22 protein-coding genes are annotated in these 19,399 nt (G+C 67.9%); 10 read left to right on the top strand and 12 right to left on the bottom strand.

Annotated elements, in window-relative coordinates:
* Positions 1–252: 252 nt before the first annotated feature.
* The gene (locus ASF08_RS10175) at positions 253–1,482 is read right to left on the bottom strand and encodes a GGDEF domain-containing protein (RefSeq protein ID WP_056144474.1); all 1,230 of its coding nucleotides are present in this window, start codon (positions 1,480–1,482) and stop codon (positions 253–255) included.
* Between the two features lie 403 nt (positions 1,483–1,885).
* Here ASF08_RS10175 and ASF08_RS10170 point away from each other — a divergent pair, with 403 nt between their 5' ends.
* The 4 genes from ASF08_RS10170 to rimM all read left to right on the top strand — a co-directional run bounded on the left by ASF08_RS10170 (position 1,886) and on the right by rimM (position 4,872).
* The gene (locus tag ASF08_RS10170; RefSeq protein ID WP_056144470.1) at positions 1,886–2,116 is read left to right on the top strand and encodes a hypothetical protein; all 231 of its coding nucleotides are present in this window, start codon (positions 1,886–1,888) and stop codon (positions 2,114–2,116) included.
* Between the two features lie 17 nt (positions 2,117–2,133).
* Positions 2,134–3,699, top strand: a complete 1,566-nt coding sequence (ffh, locus tag ASF08_RS10165) for a signal recognition particle protein (protein ID WP_056144465.1) — start codon at positions 2,134–2,136, stop codon at positions 3,697–3,699.
* 111 nt (positions 3,700–3,810) lie between these two features.
* Positions 3,811–4,173 (top strand): 30S ribosomal protein S16, encoded by a 363-nt coding sequence (gene rpsP / locus ASF08_RS10160; RefSeq protein ID WP_018042769.1) that lies wholly within the window; start codon positions 3,811–3,813, stop codon positions 4,171–4,173.
* 12 nt (positions 4,174–4,185) lie between these two features.
* Positions 4,186–4,872, top strand: coding sequence for a ribosome maturation factor RimM (gene rimM / locus ASF08_RS10155; RefSeq protein ID WP_056144461.1), 687 nt, complete (start codon positions 4,186–4,188; stop codon positions 4,870–4,872).
* Positions 4,873–4,900: 28 nt separating this feature from the next.
* Here rimM and ASF08_RS10150 read toward each other — a convergent pair whose 3' ends face one another.
* Both ASF08_RS10150 and ASF08_RS10145 read right to left on the bottom strand, forming a co-directional pair.
* Entirely contained in the window at positions 4,901–5,692 is a 792-nt protein-coding gene (locus ASF08_RS10150; protein WP_056144458.1) for a bestrophin-like domain, read from the bottom strand.
* Positions 5,693–5,771: 79 nt separating this feature from the next.
* On the bottom strand, positions 5,772–6,512 hold the full coding sequence (locus ASF08_RS10145) for a class I SAM-dependent methyltransferase (protein WP_056144455.1): 741 nt from the start codon (positions 6,510–6,512) through the stop codon (positions 5,772–5,774).
* Positions 6,513–6,651: 139 nt separating this feature from the next.
* On the opposite strand from ASF08_RS10145, the gene trmD reads away from it, so the two are divergent.
* The 4 genes from trmD (at position 6,652) to mtnA (ending at position 11,955) form a co-directional block, all read left to right on the top strand.
* A complete protein-coding gene (trmD, locus tag ASF08_RS10140) occupies positions 6,652–7,368 on the top strand; it encodes a tRNA (guanosine(37)-N1)-methyltransferase TrmD (protein ID WP_056144452.1) in 717 nt (238 codons plus the stop codon).
* A gap of 157 nt (positions 7,369–7,525) precedes the next feature.
* The gene (locus ASF08_RS10135) at positions 7,526–8,692 is read left to right on the top strand and encodes a phosphoserine transaminase (RefSeq protein ID WP_056144449.1); all 1,167 of its coding nucleotides are present in this window, start codon (positions 7,526–7,528) and stop codon (positions 8,690–8,692) included.
* A 209-nt stretch (positions 8,693–8,901) separates the two neighbouring features.
* Positions 8,902–10,494, top strand: coding sequence for a phosphoglycerate dehydrogenase (gene serA, locus ASF08_RS10130; RefSeq protein ID WP_056144446.1), 1,593 nt, complete (start codon positions 8,902–8,904; stop codon positions 10,492–10,494).
* A 363-nt stretch (positions 10,495–10,857) separates the two neighbouring features.
* The gene (gene mtnA, locus ASF08_RS10125; protein ID WP_056144443.1) at positions 10,858–11,955 is read left to right on the top strand and encodes an S-methyl-5-thioribose-1-phosphate isomerase; all 1,098 of its coding nucleotides are present in this window, start codon (positions 10,858–10,860) and stop codon (positions 11,953–11,955) included.
* Positions 11,956–12,016: 61 nt separating this feature from the next.
* Here the strand turns inward: mtnA and ASF08_RS10120 are convergent, their stop codons facing one another.
* The 8 genes from ASF08_RS10120 to ASF08_RS10085 form a co-directional block, all read right to left on the bottom strand.
* A complete protein-coding gene (locus ASF08_RS10120; RefSeq protein ID WP_056144439.1) occupies positions 12,017–12,349 on the bottom strand; it encodes a type II toxin-antitoxin system PemK/MazF family toxin in 333 nt (110 codons plus the stop codon).
* A complete protein-coding gene (locus ASF08_RS10115) occupies positions 12,346–12,570 on the bottom strand; it encodes an antitoxin MazE family protein (RefSeq protein WP_026175752.1) in 225 nt (74 codons plus the stop codon). The genes ASF08_RS10120 and ASF08_RS10115 overlap by 4 nt, the downstream gene beginning before the upstream one ends.
* 89 nt (positions 12,571–12,659) lie before the next feature.
* A complete protein-coding gene (locus ASF08_RS10110; RefSeq protein WP_056144436.1) occupies positions 12,660–13,655 on the bottom strand; it encodes a MaoC family dehydratase in 996 nt (331 codons plus the stop codon).
* Positions 13,656–13,953: 298 nt separating this feature from the next.
* On the bottom strand, positions 13,954–15,051 hold the full coding sequence (ychF, locus tag ASF08_RS10105) for a redox-regulated ATPase YchF (protein WP_056144433.1): 1,098 nt from the start codon (positions 15,049–15,051) through the stop codon (positions 13,954–13,956).
* 13 nt (positions 15,052–15,064) lie between these two features.
* Entirely contained in the window at positions 15,065–15,511 is a 447-nt protein-coding gene (locus ASF08_RS10100) for a PIN domain-containing protein (protein ID WP_082473145.1), read from the bottom strand.
* The gene (locus ASF08_RS10095) at positions 15,447–15,728 is read right to left on the bottom strand and encodes a hypothetical protein (RefSeq protein WP_051074372.1); all 282 of its coding nucleotides are present in this window, start codon (positions 15,726–15,728) and stop codon (positions 15,447–15,449) included. The genes ASF08_RS10100 and ASF08_RS10095 overlap by 65 nt, the downstream gene beginning before the upstream one ends.
* A gap of 47 nt (positions 15,729–15,775) precedes the next feature.
* The gene (gene pth / locus ASF08_RS10090) at positions 15,776–16,396 is read right to left on the bottom strand and encodes an aminoacyl-tRNA hydrolase (RefSeq protein WP_056144423.1); all 621 of its coding nucleotides are present in this window, start codon (positions 16,394–16,396) and stop codon (positions 15,776–15,778) included.
* Between the two features lie 234 nt (positions 16,397–16,630).
* Positions 16,631–17,326 (bottom strand): 50S ribosomal protein L25/general stress protein Ctc, encoded by a 696-nt coding sequence (locus ASF08_RS10085; protein WP_056144420.1) that lies wholly within the window; start codon positions 17,324–17,326, stop codon positions 16,631–16,633.
* A 302-nt stretch (positions 17,327–17,628) separates the two neighbouring features.
* Here ASF08_RS10085 and ASF08_RS10080 point away from each other — a divergent pair, with 302 nt between their 5' ends.
* A complete protein-coding gene (locus ASF08_RS10080) occupies positions 17,629–18,168 on the top strand; it encodes a retropepsin-like aspartic protease family protein (RefSeq protein ID WP_056144416.1) in 540 nt (179 codons plus the stop codon).
* Between the two features lie 24 nt (positions 18,169–18,192).
* On the opposite strand, the gene ASF08_RS10075 is transcribed toward ASF08_RS10080, so the two are convergent.
* Positions 18,193–18,696 carry a pilus assembly protein N-terminal domain-containing protein gene (locus ASF08_RS10075; RefSeq protein WP_056144413.1) on the bottom strand — a complete coding sequence of 168 codons (504 nt, stop codon included), beginning with the start codon at positions 18,694–18,696 and terminating at the stop codon, positions 18,193–18,195.
* A 458-nt stretch (positions 18,697–19,154) separates the two neighbouring features.
* Here ASF08_RS10075 and ASF08_RS10070 point away from each other — a divergent pair, with 458 nt between their 5' ends.
* Positions 19,155–19,322, top strand: coding sequence for a Flp family type IVb pilin (locus ASF08_RS10070; protein ID WP_056144408.1), 168 nt, complete (start codon positions 19,155–19,157; stop codon positions 19,320–19,322).
* Positions 19,323–19,399 lie beyond the last annotated feature (77 nt).

The following is a 19,399-nucleotide window of genomic DNA, read 5'->3' as shown; positions in this document are numbered from 1 at the left end:
CGGCCGAGCCTGCTGCATTTATCCCTCTGCTTTTAGGCAGGGCGCGTCCCTCTCCCCCTTGTGGGGAGAGGTTAGGAGTGGGGGTGGCTCCGCCAGCCTCCGCAGCGTGAGGGTCGCCCAACCACCCCCACCTCCAACTCCTCCCCACAAGCTCGACGGATCTCGGGCAGGCCCGAGATCCGCTGGGGAGGAGGGTCCCGCGCATCCCGCGAGATGCGTGACTCTCATAGCGCTCGACCGCAGGCGGTCGGTTCAGCCTGCCAGCGGGATGCGGGAGGCCCGGTCGGGCAGGCGCGCGGCCTTCGCCCCGCCCGCCTGACCTGCGCCGAAGCCCGGCCGGGACGCGAAGGGCAGGAATGTCCAGCCGTCTCGTGTCCGGCCCTTCGTGGCGTAGAGCGCGGAATCCGCGCATTCGATGAGTTCCTCCGGCGTGTGGTGTCTGCCGGGGACGGCCGAGGTCACGCCGATGCTGATCGTCAGCCCGATGGTCTCCCCACGCCAGAGGAAGGGCGAAGCGCGCAGGGCCGCGTTGGCCTGCTCGGCGATCTCGGTTGCCGCATCCCCCTCGATCCCGCGAAGCAGGATGCCGAATTCGTCGCCGCCGAGCCGCGCGAACACATCGGCGGGGCGGATGCTTCCCCGCACCGCGTCCGCCACGTGCTGGAGCGCGGCATCGCCGGCCACGTGGCCGAGGCCGTCATTGATCCCCTTGAACCGGTCGAGGTCCATCAGCATCACGCTGAACGGCTCGCCGGTCTCGCGCGCGCACTCCCCGGCGAGCTGCCGCATGAACTGGCGGCGATTGGGCAGGCCGGTCAGGTCGTCCTCGGCGGCCAGCCGCTCCACCGTCGCCATCAGGCTGTCGACCACCGAGACGAGGAAGCCGAAATTCCAGACGATGCCCGCCAGGATGAAGACCAGCAGGTCGATGGCCGCGAGGAAGACCAGGGAGACATCCGGTGCGATGCCGCTGAGCCTCACCGTCACCGCGCAGGCGACGATGCCATGGGCCGTGATCGCGGTCGCCAGGGCGCTCATCGTGATGAGTGCGCCGAGCTCCCGAATCCGGCGCCGGGCGAGATAGAGGACGGCGAGCGCGAGAGGAATGCATTGCGACGTGACGTAGAGCGGGTTCTGGCCCCACCAGGGTTGCCAGGTGAGCGCCATGGCGAGCACGCTGGCGGCCAGCAGCCCGGCATGGAGAGCCCAACGCGGCTTGTCCCCGTGGAAGCGGCGCAGGCCGACCGTGTTCAGGTAGAAGGCCAGACAGGCGACGGCATTCCCGCCGACGGTGGTGGCGAAATTCCCGACGCCGCCATCGAGGGCGAGCAGGATGCCGCCCGCCACCTTGGCCAGGCTGCCCGCCAGCCAGTAGCGCACCCCGGCCAGCTCCCTGTAGCGATAGAGGACGCTGGCCCAGAGCACGCAATGGGAGAGCCCGGCTATCAGCACGACCAGATACAGCGTGTAAAAATCCGGCATGCGGGACGGGCACTCTCTCTTTCGGGTCACACGCTCACTGACCAAGCTTGGCGGTTTGGATGTCTGAATACGCTATTCACCGCCGTTTGGGCGACTCGGTGTCTCTCACAAAACTCCCGCTGCGCCGTTGCGCCGTGAGCGAGAAGGGCCGTGAGCGGGAAGCGACCGGGAGTTTCGTGAGGTACTCCCAAGGCGGGCATCGACATGAATGCATCGCCCGCTCGACCATGATCTTGACTTGCGCGGGCTCTCGGACTAGTCCGCCAACCTCATATCCGACGACATGTCGTCAATACGAACGCCGACCGGCCCTGTGAGGCCGGAGGTCAACGCCCGACAGCGCGATGCGCCCTCGGGCGAGTTTCGCGTTGGAAACAGGCCGTCGCTCCGCCGATCCAGACGAGTGAGTCTCGCCCTGTCGCAAGCGCATGAACCCCTTCGCATCGAGGATGCGGTCAACGATGTCTGCCCCTGGTCGGGCAAGCCGATCGCGGCCGATTCCCTGACGCTCTACAACGGGTCCGTCGTCGGGTTCTGCAATCCCGATTGCCGGGACAAGTTCGCGTCGGCGATCAACGCCTTCGAGGCGGCGCTGCAGGTGCGGCGCGTCTCGTCCGCCGGCCTGTTCCAGTAGGTTCGGAGAGCCAGACGATGTTCGAAGGCCTGTCCGACCGCCTGTCCGGTATCCTCTCGGGGCTCACCCGTCGGGGTGCGCTCACGGAAGCCGACGTCACCGCCGCCCTGCGTGAGGTTCGCCGCGCGCTGCTGGAAGCCGACGTCGCCCTCGAAGTGGTGCGCGGCTTCACCGAGAAGGTGCGCGAGAAAGCGGTGGGCGCCGTCGTCGTCAAGTCGGTGACGCCCGGCCAGATGGTCGTGAAGATCGTCAACGACGAACTCGTGGCCATGCTCGGCTCCGAGGCCGGCCTCATCGATCTCAACGCCCCCGCCCCCGTCGCCATCCTGATGGTCGGCCTCCAGGGCTCGGGCAAGACCACCACCACCGCCAAGATCGCCCGGCGCCTGACCAACCGCGACAAGCGCAAGGTGCTGCTCGCCTCCCTCGATACCCGCCGCCCGGCCGCCATGGAGCAGCTGGCGATCCTGGCCAAGCAGGTCGGCGTCGACAGCCTGCCCATCGTCGAGGGCCAGTCGGCGGTGCAGATCGCCCGCCGCGCCATGGATGCCGCCCGCCTCGGTGGTTTCGACGTGGTGATGCTCGACACCGCCGGCCGCATCACCCTCGACGAGGCGCTGATGGCCGAGGCCGCCGAGGTCAAGGCGGCGACGAATCCCCACGAAGTCCTGCTGGTGGCCGATGCGCTCACCGGCCAGGACGCGGTGGTCACCGCCCGCGCCTTCGACGAGCGCCTGGGCGTCACCGGCATCGTGCTGACCCGCATGGACGGCGATTCGCGCGGTGGCGCGGCGCTCTCCATGCGCGCCGTCACCGGCAAGCCGATCAAGCTCGTCGGCACCGGCGAGAAGGTGGACGCCCTCGAGGAGTTCCATCCCTCGCGCGTCGCCAACCGCATCCTCGGCATGGGCGACATCGTCTCCCTCGTGGAGAAGGCGGCCGAGACCATCGACCACGAGCAGGCGCTCCGCACCGCGGAGAAGATGCGCAAGGGCAAGTTCGACCTCGACGACCTGTCGATGCAGCTCGCCCAGATGGAGAAGATGGGCGGCATCGGCGGCCTGATGGGCATGCTGCCCGGCATGGGCGCCATGAAGAAGCAGGTCGAGGGCGCCAATCTCGACGAGAACATGTTCAAGCGCCAGCGCGCCATCATCTCGTCGATGACCGCGCAGGAGCGCAAGAATCCCGACATCCTCAAGAATTCCCGCAAGAAGCGCATCGCCGCGGGGTCGGGGACGAAGGTGGAGGAGCTCAACAAGCTCCTCAAGATGCACCGGACCATGGCCGATATGATGAAGGCGATGGGGTCGGGCAAGCGCGGCATCGGCCAGGCGCTCGGCTCGATGTTCGGTCTCGGCGGCGGTGGCGGGATGGGCGGCATGCCCGGCCTTCCCCCCGGCATGCCCGAGCCGACCCCCGAGCAGATCGAGGCGATGCAGAAGCAGATGGGCGGCAAGCTGCCTCCCATGCCGCCGGGCTTCGGCGGCGGAAAGATGCCGGGCCTTCCGGGGCTCGGAGGACCGAAGGGGCCGGGCGGTCTGCCGGGCCTCGGCGGTTTCCCGTTCGGGAAGAAGAAGTAGGGGCGAATGGGGAGTAGCGAATAGCGAAGGGGCGGCAGGCCGGCCCTCTTCGCTACTCACTACTCGCTATCCGCCCAGAACGATCAGATCACCAACCTCCAGGAGCACACCATGTCCCTCAAGATCCGTCTCACCCGTGGCGGCGCCAAGAAGCGCCCGTATTACCGCATCGTCGTCGCCGATGCCCGCGCGCCCCGCGACGGCCGCTTCATCGAGAAGGTCGGCGTCTACGACCCGATGAAGGCCAAGGACGATCCGGCCCGCATCGTGCTCGAGTCCGAGAAGATCCAGGCCTGGCTCGCCAAGGGCGCCCAGCCCACCGACCGCGTCCTGCGCTTCCTCGACGCCGCCGGCCTCGCCAAGCGTCCCGCGCGCAACAACCCGCAGAAGGCCGAGCCGGGCGAGAAGGCCAAGGAGCGCGCCGCCAAGCGCGCCGAGAAGGCCGCCGCCCCGGCCGAAGACGCCGCGGCCTAAGGCGTTTTCGCGATGGCGCGCCGTCCCGGAGGCAGCAACCCCACCGGCGATGGCGGCCGTCGCGACCGCCCGGGCCGCATCGGCTCGGGCTCGGCGACCTCCGCGCATCGGCCCCGGCCGATGCCGGAGGTGCCGCTACCGTCCACCGATCCGAGCCTCGTCCAGATGGGCGAGTTCGGTCGCGCGCACGGGCTCAACGGCGAAATCCGCCTGAAATCCTATACCGGCGACCCGCAGGCCATCGGCTCCTACGGGCCGCTCATCGGCGCCGGGGGCCAGCGCATCGAGCTCACCGACGTGCGCCGGGCCGGCGGAGCCTCGCCCGACCTGCTCGTTGTGCGGGTGAAGGGCGTCTCCGACCGCAACGGTGCGGAAGCCCTGAACCGCCTCGCCATCTACCTTCCGCGCGACCGCCTCGGCCATGTCGAGGACGAAGACGAGTTCTTCACGGCCGACCTCGTCGGCCTTGACGTGGTGGATGTGTCCGGCGCGCTCCTCGGCACCGTCACCGACGTGCCGAATTACGGCGGCGGCGATCTCCTCGAGATCAAGCCGACGCTGGGCGGTCCCACCGCGCTCCTGCCTTTCACCAAGGCCTTCGTCCCGATCCTCGACGTCGCCAACGGCCGGGTCGTCGTCGATCCGCCCGAAGACCTGTTCGCGCCCGCCGGGCCGAAGCCGCCCGACGAGCCCGCCTGAGGCGGGAGCGACCCGACCGGGCCGTCGCTCAGGGCTTGACGGTCGTCATCGCCGTCCGTGCCATCTCCAGCGGCGCCGACGTCACCGGCATCGGCCCGTCGAAGGGCCGCTCGTGCAGTCCGATCATGCCCAGCGTCGTCACCGTAGCGACCGAGAACAGGATCATCGCCACGGCCTGCGGCACCGGCTTGTCCACGTGGATCAGCCCGATGGACACGAGGGTGAGCAGCGCCAGCACCATCAGCGTCAGCCATTTCGACTGGTCGCCCTGAACGTCGGCGAGGCCGAGGCGCGTGCCGCGCTCGGCCCGCAGGTTCATCACCGCGTCGAGAAGGCTCCCATGCGCGGCGGCTCCCGCCTCGGCGCTGTGCCGGGGATCGGCCACGGACTGCATCAACTCGCCCAGGGCCTCGTTGGCGGTCGCCGACGACTCGCCCACCGTCATCTTCGGCCATTCGTCGTCGATCAGCGCGTTCGCATAGGCGACCAGCTTGGTGCGGATCGCGGACATGTCGGAGGCCGTGGCGAGGCTCAGGTCATGCACGGCGAGGAGGTTGGTCTTCTCCGACTGGACGATCTTCGTCGCCTGCCGCTGACGCTCCCAGGCGTCGTTGGCCACGAAGCCCGTGAGCAGCGCCAGCATCACCGAGATGGCGTTGAAATAGGGGGCGACGACGCCGATCCCGAGCTTGTGCATGCCCGGCCGCGTCGCGGACCAGGTGGAGAGAAGGCTGATGGCACCCATGCAGACCGCGAAGACGGCGCTCAGAAGGACGAACATCAGCCAGACAGGCTGATCGAGCCAAAACGTCAGGACCACGCACTCATTCTCCCGCTCGGTGTTCGAGGAGGGGCCACCCTAGCGCTTCGCCGCTACCGAACCGTGAATCCGGGCGCGATCACCGCTGGTCGGATCGCGTCGCCACGTCCTTGCAGGGGGAGATCGCGGAGGGGACGGGACGCGCGTCGACCGTGGGCGCCTCGAAGATCGCGAGATAGCCGACCCCGCCCTCCAGCACCGAGAAGCCGGTCTCCCGGTAGCCCGCCGCCGCGAGTTCGCACCGCAGGAGGGCCGGCGGCGTCCCGTGCTGCGAGGGAATCGCGTCGGCATCGACGATCCCGACCCGGCCGCCGGGTTTCATCGCAGCGGCGAGGTTGTGCAGGAGGCCATAGGGCTGGCTGATCTCGTGATACATGTGGACCAGCAACGCCGCGTCGAGGGAGCCGGACGGGAGCCTCGGATCGTGGGGCTCGCCCCGTACCACGGTGACGTTGCCGAGCTTGGTCTGCGCGATGCGGGCCGTCAGGTCGGCGAGGTAGCGCGGCGTCACGTCCTCGGCGACGATCCGCCCCTGCGGCCCGACCCGCTCGGCCAGACGCACCGTGTAATAGCCGCTGCCGGCCCCGATATCGGCCACCGTCTCCCCGGGCGCGATCCGCATCAGCCGCGCCACCTGGCCGACCTCGTCGACCTTGTCGCGCTGGGCTTCCGATGCCCAGAGCGGCGCGATGATCTCGGCCACCGGCCTGTCCGGCTTCGGAAAGGCGGAGGCGGGGGCGCCGGGAGGTGCCAGCGGTTCTGTGGCGAAGGCCGGGACAATGAGGGCGAGGAAGGCCGCGAGGGCGAGACGAGGAGACATGGCGGGACAACGAGGCGGCCCGCCCGGAAGTGCCCTCCCCCCGGTTGCGGCGCGTTGGCGTTCGTCGGCGGAGCCCGTAGAGGCATGAGACCGGAAGGGCGTTGTTGACCCGCCCTCACCACACGCGCCATCAAGCGGCATGACGAGCGCGCCCTGGTCCGCCACGATCCTCACCCTCTACCCCGAGATGTTTCCCGGCCTCCTCGGGATGTCGCTCTCGGGCGATGCGCTCGCGCGCGGAACCTGGACCCTGGAGGCCCGGCAGATCCGCGAGCACGGGATCGGCCGCCACCGCGCCGTGGACGACACTCCTGCCGGCGGCGGCGCGGGCATGGTGCTGCGCTGCGACGTGCTGGGTGCGGCCATCGATGCCGTTGCCTCCCCCGGCGATACCCGCCCCCGCCTGCTCATGAGCCCGCGCGGCCGCCCCCTGACGCAGGGTCGCGTGCGCGAACTGGCGGAGGGGCCGGGCATCGTCGTGGTCTGCGGCCGGTTCGAGGGGGTGGACGAGCGGGTCATCGCGGCGCGGGGCCTCGAGGAGGTCTCCATCGGCGACTACATCCTGTCGGGCGGCGAGGTCGCGGCCTTCGTCACCATCGATGCCTGTGTTCGCCTGCTGCCCGGCGTCATGGGCAAGTCGGTCTCGGGGGAGGAGGAGAGCTTCGAGGGCGGCCTCCTCGAATATCCGCATTACACGCGCCCCCGTGAATGGGAGGGCCGTGCGATTCCCGACATCCTCACCGGCGGCAACCATGGCGCCATCGCCCGCTGGCGGCGGGACGAGGCGGAACGGATCACCCGCGAGCGCCGGCCCGACCTGATGGGTGCGAGCAAGTCTCCCCCGACAAAGGCCTGATTCTCAAAGACTTGGTCGGAAATACCCGCTCCGTTGTGCCGGGCGGGACTGAATTTATCGCCCGAGCATCTTGCTAAGTCGCCGGGACGGGTCCATTGGCAGCGCCGGGCCACTCCTCCCCAACGAGGAGCATTCATCTGTAAGGATGGACTTTGTCATGACACGTCCCACCACGCGCCCCCGCGTGCCGAATTTCTCGTCCGGCCCCTGCACCAAGCGTCCCGGCTGGACCCTGCAGGCCCTTCAGAACGCCGCGCTCGGCCGCTCGCACCGCTCCCCCGCCGGCAAGGCCAAGCTGGTCGAGGCCATCGAGCTGACCCGCACCGTGCTGCGCGTGCCCGCCGATTACCGCATCGCCATCGTCCCCGCCTCCGATACCGGCGCCGTCGAGATGGCCATGTGGTCGATGCTCGGCCCCAAGACCGTCGAAGTGGCCGCCTGGGAAGCCTTCGGCTCCGAATGGGTCACGGACGCGCTGCAGGAACTCAAGATCTCGCCCATCGTCCACGAGACCGCCTACGGCGTGCTGCCGGACCTGTCGGCCATCGACACCAAGCACAACGACGTCATCTTCACCTGGAACGGCACCGCCGCCGGCGTCCGCGTGCCGAACGGCGACTGGATCGCCGCCGACCGTGACGGTGTGACCATCTGCGACGCCACCTCGGCCGCCTTCGCCATGCCGCTCGACTGGGCCAAGCTCGATGTCGTCACCTTCTCCTGGCAGAAGGTGATGGGCGGCGAGGCCGCGCACGGCATGCTGGTCCTCTCGCCCCGCGCCGTCGCGCGCATCGAGAGCAACACCCCCGCCTGGCCGATCCCGAAGGTCTTCCGCATGGCCAAGGGCGGCAAGCTGATCGAGGGCATCTTCAAGGGCGACACGATCAACACGCCCTCGCTCCTCGCGGTGGAGGATTACCTCGACACCCTGCGCTGGGCGCAGAGCATCGGCGGTCTCGACGCGCTCCATGCCCGCGCCGACGCTAATGCCAAGGTCGTTCACGACTGGGTGGCGCGGACCCCCTGGATCGGGCACCTCGCCGTCGACCCGGCGACGTATTCGAATACCGGCGTCTGCCTCGTCATCACCGATCCGGACGTGCTGGCCAAGGGTGACGCCACCGTGGCGGCGGTCGCCAAGGGCATCGCCGACACGCTCGATGCCGAGGGCATCGCCTTCGACATCGGCGCCTATCGCGACGCGCCGGCCGGCCTGCGCATCTGGTGCGGCGGCACGGTGGAGACCTCGGATCTCGAGGCCCTGATGCCGTGGCTCAACTGGGCCTATGCGGCCGAGAAGGCGAAGCTCGCCAAGGCTGCCTGAGGCAATGCTCCCTCCCCCCTCTCCCCCCTGCGGGAGAGGGTGGCCCGCGCAGCGGGTCGGGTGAGGGGAGCGCGCTGTCCGGAGAGGTCATCCCCTCTCCCGGTCGCTCCGCGACCACCCTCCCCCGCAATGGGGGGAGGGCCGAGATCTGCCGCGCCGTCACGCCTCACCTGCGAAATAATTCCCTTCCTCAAGAGCCGGAGGCCATCATGGCTGCTCCCAAGGTGCTCATTTCCGATTCCCTCTCGAACGCGGCCGTTCAGATCTTCCGTGACCGTGGAATCGACGTCGACTTCTTCCCCAACCTCGGCAAGGACAAGGAACGCTTCGCGGCCGTCATCGGCCATTACGACGGTCTCGCCATCCGCTCGGCCACCAAGGTCACGGAGAAGGTGCTGGCCCAGACCTCGCGGCTGAAGGTCATCGGCCGGGCGGGAATCGGCGTCGACAACGTCGATGTCGCCGCCGCCACGGCGCGCGGCGTCATCGTCATGAACACGCCCTTCGGCAATTCCATCACCACCGCCGAACACGCCATCGCGATGATGTTCGCCCTGGCGCGGCAGATCCCGCAGGCGGATCTCTCCACCCAGGCCGGCAAGTGGGAGAAGAACCGCTTCATGGGCGTCGAGCTGACGGGCAAGACGCTGGGCATCATCGGCTGCGGCAATATCGGCGCCATCGTGGCCGACCGCGCGGTGGGCCTGAAGCTCAAGGTCGTGGCCTACGACCCCTACCTCTCCCCCGAACGCGCCCTCGAGATCGGCGTGGAGAAGGTCGAGCTCGATGCGCTGCTGGCACGGGCCGACATTATCACGCTCCACGTGCCGATGACCGACAAGACCCGCAACATCCTGTCGGCCGAGAACCTCGCCCGGACGAAGCCCGGCGTGCGCATCGTCAACTGCGCCCGTGGCGGCCTCGTGGACGAGGTGGCCCTCCGTGCGGCCCTCGATTCGGGCCATGTGGCCGGGGCGGCCTGCGACGTGTTCATCGAGGAGCCCGCCACCGCCAACCCGCTCTTCGGCCACCCGAACGTCATCTGCACCCCGCATCTGGGCGCCTCCACCAACGAGGCGCAGGAGAACGTGGCGCTGCAGGTCGCCGAGCAGATGTCCGATTACCTGATGACCGGGGCCATTACGAACGCGATCAACTTCCCGTCCATTTCCGCGGACGAGGCTCCCCGGTTGAAGCCGTTCGTGGCGCTGGCCGAAAAGCTCGGCTCGTTCCTCGGCCAGCTCACGGACGCGCCGATCAAGGGCATCCGCATCACCTACGAGGGCGCTGTCGCCGGCATGAACACCCGCGCGCTCACGGCGGCGGCGGTGACCGGGGCGCTGCGGCCGTTCCTGCAGGACATCAACATGGTCTCCGCCCCCGCCTTGGCGCGCGAGCGCGGCATCGTGGTGGACGAGATCAAGCGCGAGGGCGGGGCGAGCGACTACGAATCGGTCATCCGCATCACCGTGGATGCCGAGGACATGCCGCGCGACGCCGCCGGGACGGTGTTCCATGACGGCAAGCCCCGGATCATCGAGATCCGCTCCATCGCCATCGATGCCGCCTTCGCGCCGCACATGCTCTACGTGCGCAACCACGACAAGCCGGGATTCATCGGCCGGCTCGGCACCATCCTGGGCGAGGCCGGCGTCAACGTCGCGACCTTCAATCTCGGCCGCGAGGAAGAGGGCGGCAACGCCATCTGCTTCTGCGCCGTGGATGCGCCGATCTCGGAGAGCGTGAGGGCGGAGATCGAGACGATCCCGCAGGTGAAGCGGGCACGGCCGGTGAGCTTCTGACCGGGGCGAGCTTTCGTTCGGTCTCACCCTACTACCCCCTTTTGCGGGCTTTCAGATTCGCACATGTCGCGGGATGCGCGGCTCTCCTCCCCCTTGTGGGGAGGAGTTGGAGGTGGGGGTGATTGGGCGACCCTCAGCCGTCGGAGGCGGGCGGAGCCACCCCCACTCCTGACCTCTCCCCACAAGGGGGAGAGGGACGCGGTCTGCCTACGAAAGCAGGTGTGCAAATCAAGCCAGGAAGGTAGGGCGGGATTTCGAGCGGCTGGCCTTCCAGCTCGCACGTCCCTTAAGGACCGAAGCGACAAGCATGGCGCGTGGCCCCAGGACTGGCCCTTGCGCCCGGAACATGCGAGAGGCCCGCGCATGAACATCGACGGCACACCCTACCGCACCATCCTGCCCGCCGCCGACGGCGCGTCCGTCGAGGTCATCGACCAGACCCGCCTGCCCTTCGCCTTCGAGATGAAGCGGCTCGCCACCCTGGACGAAGCGGCCATCGCCATCCGCACCATGATCGTGCGCGGCGCGCCGCTCATCGGCGTCACGGCGGCCTACGGCCTGGCCCTGGGCCTGCGACGGGACGCTTCCGATGCCGGGATCGACCATGCCGTCGAGACCCTGGCCGCCACCCGCCCCACCGCCATCAACCTGCGCTGGGCGCTGGACCGTGTCGCCGCCAAGCTGCGCGAGGTCGAAGTCTCGGAGCGCGCCGCCTACGCCTTCGCCGAGGCCGGGCGCATCGCCGAGGAGGATGTGGAGAGCTGCCATGCCATCGGCCGCCACGGCGCCGCGATCCTGGCCGATCTGCACGAGGCCAAAGGTCGCCGCCTCAACGTGCTGACCCATTGCAACGCCGGTTGGCTCGCCACGGTGGATTGGGGCACCGCCCTCGCGCCGATCTATGTGGCGCACGAGGCCGGCATCCCGGTCCATGTCTACGTGGACGAGACCCGGCCGCGGAACCAGGGCGCGGCGCTCACCGCCTTCGAGCTCAATGCCCACGGCGTGCCGCACACCGTCATCGCCGACAATGCCGGCGGCCACCTGATGCAGCATGGCGAGATCGACGTCTGCATCGTCGGCTCGGACCGCACCACGGCCTCGGGCGACGTCTGCAACAAGATCGGCACCTACCTGAAGGCGCTGGCGGCCTCCGACAACCGCATCCCGTTCTATGCCGCCCTGCCCTTCTCCACCATCGACTGGACCCTCACCGACGGCGTCGCGCAGATCCCGATCGAGGAGCGCGACGGCCGCGAGGTCTCCCACCTCACCGGCCGCCTCGCCGATGGCGGCTTCGCCACGATCGAAGTGGTGTCGCCCGGCAGCCCCGTGGCGAACCCCGCCTTCGACGTGACGCCGGCGCGGCTGGTGACGGGCATCATCACCGAGCGCGGCGTGGCCTCGGCGGATGCGGAGGGATTGTTGGCGCTGTATCCGGAGCGGCGCTCGGCGGTTTAGCCGAGGGACGACTCCGTGCCGTTCCCGGCGGCTGCTCAGAGCCCTTTGTCCACTCGACCGGTCATATCGAGGCTAGACCAAGGAAAACGAAGATCGCCCGGTCGAGCCGGGCGATATCGTCCTCGTCCAAAGTTCCAATCTTGTTGCCGAGCTTAGACTTCGGAACGGTCGTCACCTTGTCGGCCATCAGGCGGGACGCAGCGCGCAGACCATTCCGCATGCTTGGCGTCAGTGGAACCCGGAATAGGGGTGCGTCCGTCGGATCGGTCGTCAATGCACAGACCGTGATGGAATCGGTCGCGTCGAAGCGATCATCCTGAATGATCACGACCGGACGTGGCTTACCGGCGTAATCCTTTCCCCCTGAGACCGTCCAAACCTCCCCTCGCCTCACGCCTCGTCCCAAGACGAGGCGGCATTGATGAAGCTCTGATCGTCCTCGGCATGACGGCTCGTGGCGACGGCCGCCGATTGCCGATGCGCTTCCTCGGCGAACGATGAGGAGCTTGGGTCCGGAATCCAGATTCTCACCGGCTTCAGACCCTGGCGGCGCAAGCGAGCGTGACGCTGACGGATCGTCTCTGTGGTCTGTTCGGACTTCGGTGGGGCGTTCATGGCAAACCTCGGGGCTTGACGGCCCATGCTAACCACGTCGGAGCACGAATGCCAAAGGCATCTGCCTTCTCGGCATCGGACCGTCTCCATCAAACGGGGGCGTCCCATTGCCAGAACACTGACCCCGTGAACTCGAACACCCGCTCCCCGCGCTGGTTCTGCGCGGTGTTGTGATGGGTCGCGACGCCCCAGCCGGGGCGTGAGGCCGACTCGCGCTTGTCGAGGAGGGTGCAGGCGTAAGAGATCGTGTCGCCGGCATAGACCGGGGCGAGCCAGCGCATGTCGCGAAAGCCGGGAGAGGGGCCGAGCTGCGGCACAGGACCGGCCCGTTCCGTCAGGGCGATATCGCGCTGGCGGGTGATGTGCAGGCGCTTCATCCACACCGCCGCCGTGTGCCAGCCCGAGGCGCAGAGGGCGCCGAAATGGGTCTTTCGGGCGGCGTCCGCATCGAGATGGAAGGCCTGCGGGTCGTAGTCCCTCGCGAAGGCGATGATCGCCTCCGGGGTGAAGGCGTGGCGGCCGAGATCGCGGACCGTGCCGAGCTTCGCCTGTTTGAGGAAGAGCAGCATTTCCGCGTCGTTGCCCTCGATCACCTCGGCCGGGTCTCCGGGCGTCACCGCGCGGGGCGGCAGGGGCTTGGCCCCGCGCCGGGCGAACATGACGGTAAACGCCTGGGTCATTACCGACTCGTCGCGCCCGTTCACGACCGTGAGGGTGAAGCGGACGAAGCCGCGATCCGGCTTCGAGTTCGAGGCGCGGCACTCCTCCACCTTGGTGACGATCCGCAGGGCGTCGCCCGGCAGGACGGGGCGCAGCCAGCGCAATTGCGAGATGCCGGGCGAGCCCATGGAGGTGGCGCCGCGAAAGACATGGGCCTGGAGCAGGCGCATGCCGAACCCGGCCGTCTGCCAGCCGGAGCCGATCAACTGCCCCGCCAGCGTCGCCTTAGCGGCCTCCTCGTCGAGATGAAACGGCTGCGGATCGAACTCCTTCGCGAAGGCGACGATCGCCTCCCGCGTCACCGTGAGCGGGCCGCCCTCGATCACGTCGCCGGGGGTGAAATCCTCGAAGGTGATGCCGGTCATTGAACCTCTCGTCTTCGGATCTGAGGATGGCGCCGCGCGAGCCAGAGTGGTGGACCCCCTCTCCCCGCTTGCGGGGAGAGGATCACGAGCACCTCGTCGTGCTTGTGATGAGCGGAGCGAGGGTGAGGGGGCCGGCCCGGAAGAGGCGCATTCCGGACGAGCCCCCTCACCTTCGGCTGCCGCCTTGCCGCGCCGACGACGAGGTCGTCGCGGCCCTCTCCCCGCGTGCGGGGAGAGGGGATGCACACCGTCCTTTTTGCAGAGGCGGCCAAGCGCCGGCCGAGGCTGTTTTGGCCGCTCAATTGGCGAAGCGGAAATGCAGCACGTCGCCGTCCTGCACCACGTATTCCTTGCCTTCGAGGCGGAACTTGCCGGCCTCCTTGGCGCCGCTCTCGCCCTTCAGCGTGGTGTAATCGTTGAACGCGATGGTCTCGGCGCGGATGAAGCCCTTCTCGAAATCCGTATGAATCACGCCCGCCGCCGCCGGGGCGCGGGTGCCCTTCTCGATGGTCCAGGCGCGCGCCTCCTTCGGACCCACGGTGAAGTAGGTGATGAGGCCGAGAAGCTCGTAACCGGCGCGGATGACCCGGTTGAGGCCCGGCTCCACGAGCCCCACCGCTTCGAGGAAGTCGCCCTGGTCGGCCAGCGGCATCACCGCGATCTCGCTCTCGATCTTGGCCGAGACCACCACCGCGCGCGCACCCTCGGCCTTGGCCTGGGCGATCACCGCCTCGGAATAGGCGTTGCCCTTGTCGGCATCCCCCTCGTCCACGTTGCAGACGTAGAGGACGGGTTTGGCCGTCATCAGCCCGAGGGTCTGGAACAGCTTTTCCTCCTCCGGCTTGCGGCTCACCAGACGGGCGGGCTTGCCCTCGCGCAGCAGCGGCAATGCCCGCTGGACGAGGTCGAGCATCTCCTTGGCTTCCTTGTCGGCGCCCTTGGCCTTCTTCTCGAGGGCGAAGAGGCGCTTCTCCAGGCTGTCGAGATCGGCGAGCATCAACTCGGTCTCGATGGTCTCGATATCGGCCTTCGGGTCGACCTTGCCCTCCACATGGGTCACGTCACCATCGGTGAAGCAGCGCACCACATGGGCGATGGCATCGACCTCGCGGATATTGGCGAGGAACTGGTTGCCGAGCCCCTCCCCCTTCGAGGCGCCGCGCACGAGGCCGGCGATGTCGACGAAGGTCAGCCGCGTGGGGATGATCTCCTTCGACGTGGCGATCCGCGCCAGATCGTCCAGGCGCGGGTCCGGCACCGCCACCTCGCCGACATTCGGCTCGATGGTGCAGAACGGGTAATTCGCCGCCTGTGCCGCCGCCGTCTGCGTCAGCGCGTTGAAGAGGGTCGACTTGCCGACGTTCGGCAGGCCGACGATGCCGCATTTGAAGCCCATGATCGCGTGTCCGTCAGGTGAGTGCCAGCGTAGCGCTGGCGTGAGGCGTGAACGGGTTGATGACCCGAACCGTGTCGAGGATCTGTCCATCGGACAGGTCTTCGGACACGAAAGATTTGCACCCGGCCTGGATGGCCGATGCGATGGCCAGGCTGTCCCACCAGGAGAGGCGATACTGCATCTCCATCGCGATCGCCGTGCGGTGGGTCTGCGTATCCAGCGCTGCCGTGCAAGCAGGATAGAGGGTCGCCAGATAAGCGGCGGCGGCGCTCGGCGTCACGAGTTTACGCTTGTGCACCAGGACGGCGTAGCACTCGTTGAGGATTTGCGGACTGATCACGAGCCGGCGTTGACCGAATGCCAGTTTGATCAGGCGCACACTCGTCGCCCGCCTGTCAGCCGCCGCCGGATCCATGGCGTAGACCAGCAGGTTCGTATCGAAGAACAGCCGGTCGGTCATAGAGCTCCTCGCGCCTGGGCAGGTTTTCGGACACGCCCGACCAGCCGGGACCGTCGAGAAAGGCGCTCAAGGCGGCCAACTGATCCGCGACCTCGGGTGTCCTGCGATCGGCCAAGGCCTGGCTCACGAAACGCGACAGGCTTTGCCCGCGCTTCGCCGCCTCGACCCGTGCCCACGCGAAAAGGTCTTCCTCCAGCGTGATGGTGAGGTTCTTCATGATGTCCACCTCCAGGACCGGAGATATCGTGTTCCCGTGTTTTCGTGTCAATCACGGCCGGTGGCCGCCGCATTGACCTGCTTGACGTCGTCCCAGCCCCGGCCCGCCATGGCGAGGTGGACCTTGTTCTGGAAGCTCGCATCCTCGCCCTGGGCCAGCAGCGGAGCGTGGTCCGCCACGGCGCGGCAGAGATCCTCCACCCAGGCCCGCTCGCCCTTGCCGAAATCGTTCAGCACGTAGGCATGAACCAGGGCCTTGTCGCCCGGATGACCGACGCCGAGGCGGACGCGCCGGTAATCGTTGCCGCATTGAGCGGTGATCGAGCGCAGGCCGTTATGGCCGGCATTGCCGCCGCCGAGCTTCACCCGGAGCTTGGCCGGGGCGAGGTCGAGTTCGTCGTGCAGGACGATGACGTCGGCGAGGGCGATCTTGTAGAAGCGCTGCGCTTCCGAGACCGAGCGGCCGGATTCGTTCATGAAGGTCTGCGGCTTCAGCAGGACGACCCGTTCGCTGCCGAGCGTCGCCTCGGTCACCTCGCCCTGGAACTTGCGCCGCCAGGGCGCGGCGCGGTGGACGCGCGCCATCTCGTCGAGGGCGAGAAAACCGATATTGTGGCGGTTGCCCGCATAGCGGGCCCCTGGATTGCCGAGCCCGACGATCAGGCGCATGGCATCATCTCCAAGACGAGTTCGTCACGAGAGCGCTCTCCGCCGAAGTGGATGCCGGTTCGGCGGAAAAGAGCGCGGCAAAGCAGAAGATCTGGAGCTGCGCCCGACCCAACGTGGGCGGGCGCAGCTCCAGGACGGACGACGAAGAGGCGACGTCAAACGAAAAGGTGCCCCGACCTCGCGGCCGGAGCACCCGTGGAGAAAGACGAGACCGGGGCGCGAAGCCCCAGGGCCTCAATCCTCCTTCTTGTCTTCCTCGGCCTCGGCGGCCTCTTCGGCCTCAGCCTCGGCCTTCTCCTCGGCAGCTTCCGTCGACTGCGCCTCGGCGATCGCGGCCTCTTCGGCCTCGACCTCGGCGCCGAGCACGGTCGGCGGCACGACGTTGGCGACGACGGCCTCGGCCTCGCCGGTGAAGGTCGTGTTGGCCGGCAGCGTCACGGCTTCGATATGGATCGAATCGCCGATCTCGAGACCGGTCAGATCGACCTCGACCGCGTCGGGGATCGCGTCCGCCGGGACTTCGAGCGAGAGCGTGTGCAGCACGACGTTGAGGGTGCCGCCGTTCTTCTTGATGCCGGGAGCCTCGTCCTCGTTGATGAAGTGCACGGGCACTTCGACGGTGAGGTTCTGGCCCGCGACGACGCGCAGGAAGTCCACGTGCAGCGGCACGCCGGTCACCGGATCGAGCTGGAAGTCGCGCGGGATCGCGCGGGTCTTCTTGCCGCCGGCGTTGATCTCGAACAGGGTGGTCTTGAAGCCACCGGCGTAGATCAGGGTGCGGGTGCGGACGAGGTCGATGGCGATGGCCTGCGGAGCCTGACCGCCACCATAGATGACGGCGGGAACGTTGCCCTGGCGACGAACTTCCCGGGCGGCCCCCTTGCCGACCCGGTCGCGTGCCACGGCCTCAAGCGGCTTTACTGCGCTCATGGCGTGATCCTTCAAAAAAACAGAAAAAAGCCGCGCAACGCCAAAGGCCGCCCGAAACGGACGGCCCTCACCGATCCACGACGCGCCCGTGCCTCCAAGGGTGTCTGGCGAGCGCGTGAGGTGCATACCCGCAAGAGCCGCGAAGCGCAATAAGAGCCGCGACGCGATGGGGTGAATGCCCGGCATCCCACCAAGGCGGCGTTCATCATCCGAACGGTCCCCTCCCCGCCTGCGCGGACAAGCGAAGACTTCGTTCATTCGCTCCGCCGAGGATCGTACCCCGTGTGGCGAGGGATCCATCGATGACGCAGCCGGTCCTCTGGGCGCTGGGAGTCACCTCCGTCGCGGCGGCGGTCAGTTTGACCCTGGTGACGCGCTTCGAGAACGCCGCCCGCCCTCGGGAGCGCGGCGACGCGGTCCTCAACCTCGACAGCGCGAGCCTCGGCGGGACGAACCCGACGCGTTTCGCGCCCAACTCCGTCATTCTGGCGGCCGATACCCTCGGGCATTTCTCCACCGAGGTCGACGTGGCGGGGCGCAGCCTGAGAATGCTGGTGGATACCGGGGCGAGCATCTGCGCCTTCAGCTACGAGGACGCGCAGCGCCTGGGGCTCCACGTCTACGAGCGCGACTTCAACCGTCGCGTCGACACCGCCAACGGCTCCGTCTCCGTCGCGACCGTACGGATTCCGGTGATGCGGGTCGGGACGATCGGCATCCGCGACGTCGAGGCCGTGATCCTGCCCAAGGGGCGTCTCGGCAAGAGCCTCCTCGGCATGTCGTTCCTGCGGCGTCTCGACGATTTCAAGATGTCCGACGGCCGGTTGACGCTGCGCGGCTGACGCGACCTCGCACCGCGCGCCGCCCTACTTCTGGCCGCCCCCGCCCCCGCCCCCGCCCCCGCCCGTGGCCAGGTTGCGGCGGGCATCGGCCTGTCCGCTCACGTCTCCGAAATACTTCGTCGCGTCGCCCAGCTGCATCGACGGCATGCAGTTCGGGGTGCAGGAATAGGATTCGCGGTCGAGTCCGCGCTGGACCGTGACGATCGACCCCTGCGCGGCCTGCACGCTGATGGTGGTTTCGGCGAGCATCGCACCGGACGCGTCGAGGGCGATGAGGTTGGTGGAGCCGAAGCTCTTGCCGGTGAGGATGACGATCCCGTTCCGCTGAAGGGCGACATCCGCCACGAGGGGGTTGCCGACGATGACCGTCTGCGTCCGCTCGGGCAGGCGAATGACCTTGGCGTTGTCGACGCTCACCGCCACGATGGCCGGCGCCGTCTCCGCTTGGATCGGCGCCGCACCGAGGGCGAGGAAGAGCGCGATTCCCGCCGCTCGGGCGCAACGCTGCAAGGGCGAGGGTGTCGGCATTGACCGGTGGCCCATGGCTCGGGTGATCTCGGCTGCGACGGCGAGGTTTCGACAGGAGCGCGCGCACCGGAGGGGTCGGCCGCCCTTGTCGTCATGACAGTCTTATCGGCGTGTTGGTAAACGAAGATCTAACACCGGAAGGTGACGCGCAGCCGTCCTTCCGGCTTCGCCCATGTCCGCTGCTGCGTCTCGAACGCTTATTGCCCGCGCGACAGTTGCAGCCCGTAATATTTCCCGGATCTCCGCCTGTAACGCTGTGCCGGATCTACTGAAAAAGTGTCCATTTTCCATTTAAAGTTTTTTTACCAAACCCCAACCGAGGGGCGTGTGAGGCCGTTTTCGGGCCCGGATTAACGTAATTTCAAGACAGAACAGGCCATCTTCATCCTCAGTCGCCGGTCGAAATACACCGCTCCTCGACGGCCACTTCGCAAGACGAACCATCAAGGAATACGATCATGTCGAACCTCTTCAAGCGTTTTGCCGCCGACGAGTCGGGTGCAACGGCGATCGAATACGGCCTCATTGCTGCGCTCATCGCTGTCGCGGTCATCACCGTACTCACCACCATCGGCACCAACCTGAATGCGACCCTCACCAAGGTTGCAACCGGCGTTAACAAGTAAGATGGTTTGAGGCGGTCCGGGTTCGGACTGCTTCCCTTAATCTTGCGCAAATGGTCGTCCACGCAGGTGATGCGTGG

Source organism: Methylobacterium sp. Leaf85, assembly GCF_001422125.1.
In the GTDB taxonomy this organism is placed as follows: domain Bacteria; phylum Pseudomonadota; class Alphaproteobacteria; order Rhizobiales; family Beijerinckiaceae; genus Methylobacterium; species Methylobacterium bullatum.
The sequence above is the reverse complement of the archived record's forward strand: the minus strand, read 5'-3'. Positions and strand labels throughout refer to the sequence as shown.

Excerpts from the sequence above, each read along its gene's own strand:
- ASF08_RS10175 (WP_056144474.1), bottom strand. The coding sequence starts at position 1,482 with ATGCCGGATTTTTACACGCTGTATCTGGTCGTGCTGATAGCCGGGCTC.
- ffh (WP_056144465.1), top strand. The coding sequence starts at position 2,134 with ATGTTCGAAGGCCTGTCCGACCGCCTGTCCGGTATCCTCTCGGGGCTC.
- rpsP (WP_018042769.1), top strand. The coding sequence starts at position 3,811 with ATGTCCCTCAAGATCCGTCTCACCCGTGGCGGCGCCAAGAAGCGCCCG.
- rimM (WP_056144461.1), top strand. The coding sequence starts at position 4,186 with ATGGCGCGCCGTCCCGGAGGCAGCAACCCCACCGGCGATGGCGGCCGT.
- ASF08_RS10145 (WP_056144455.1), bottom strand. The coding sequence starts at position 6,512 with ATGTCTCCTCGTCTCGCCCTCGCGGCCTTCCTCGCCCTCATTGTCCCG.
- trmD (WP_056144452.1), top strand. The coding sequence starts at position 6,652 with ATGACGAGCGCGCCCTGGTCCGCCACGATCCTCACCCTCTACCCCGAG.
- ASF08_RS10135 (WP_056144449.1), top strand. The coding sequence starts at position 7,526 with ATGACACGTCCCACCACGCGCCCCCGCGTGCCGAATTTCTCGTCCGGC.
- serA (WP_056144446.1), top strand. The coding sequence starts at position 8,902 with ATGGCTGCTCCCAAGGTGCTCATTTCCGATTCCCTCTCGAACGCGGCC.
- mtnA (WP_056144443.1), top strand. The coding sequence starts at position 10,858 with ATGAACATCGACGGCACACCCTACCGCACCATCCTGCCCGCCGCCGAC.
- ASF08_RS10115 (WP_026175752.1), bottom strand. The coding sequence starts at position 12,570 with ATGAACGCCCCACCGAAGTCCGAACAGACCACAGAGACGATCCGTCAG.
- ASF08_RS10110 (WP_056144436.1), bottom strand. The coding sequence starts at position 13,655 with ATGACCGGCATCACCTTCGAGGATTTCACCCCCGGCGACGTGATCGAG.
- ychF (WP_056144433.1), bottom strand. The coding sequence starts at position 15,051 with ATGGGCTTCAAATGCGGCATCGTCGGCCTGCCGAACGTCGGCAAGTCG.
- ASF08_RS10100 (WP_082473145.1), bottom strand. The coding sequence starts at position 15,511 with ATGACCGACCGGCTGTTCTTCGATACGAACCTGCTGGTCTACGCCATG.
- ASF08_RS10095 (WP_051074372.1), bottom strand. The coding sequence starts at position 15,728 with ATGAAGAACCTCACCATCACGCTGGAGGAAGACCTTTTCGCGTGGGCA.
- pth (WP_056144423.1), bottom strand. The coding sequence starts at position 16,396 with ATGCGCCTGATCGTCGGGCTCGGCAATCCAGGGGCCCGCTATGCGGGC.
- ASF08_RS10085 (WP_056144420.1), bottom strand. The coding sequence starts at position 17,326 with ATGAGCGCAGTAAAGCCGCTTGAGGCCGTGGCACGCGACCGGGTCGGC.
- ASF08_RS10080 (WP_056144416.1), top strand. The coding sequence starts at position 17,629 with ATGACGCAGCCGGTCCTCTGGGCGCTGGGAGTCACCTCCGTCGCGGCG.
- ASF08_RS10075 (WP_056144413.1), bottom strand. The coding sequence starts at position 18,696 with ATGCCGACACCCTCGCCCTTGCAGCGTTGCGCCCGAGCGGCGGGAATC.
- ASF08_RS10070 (WP_056144408.1), top strand. The coding sequence starts at position 19,155 with ATGTCGAACCTCTTCAAGCGTTTTGCCGCCGACGAGTCGGGTGCAACG.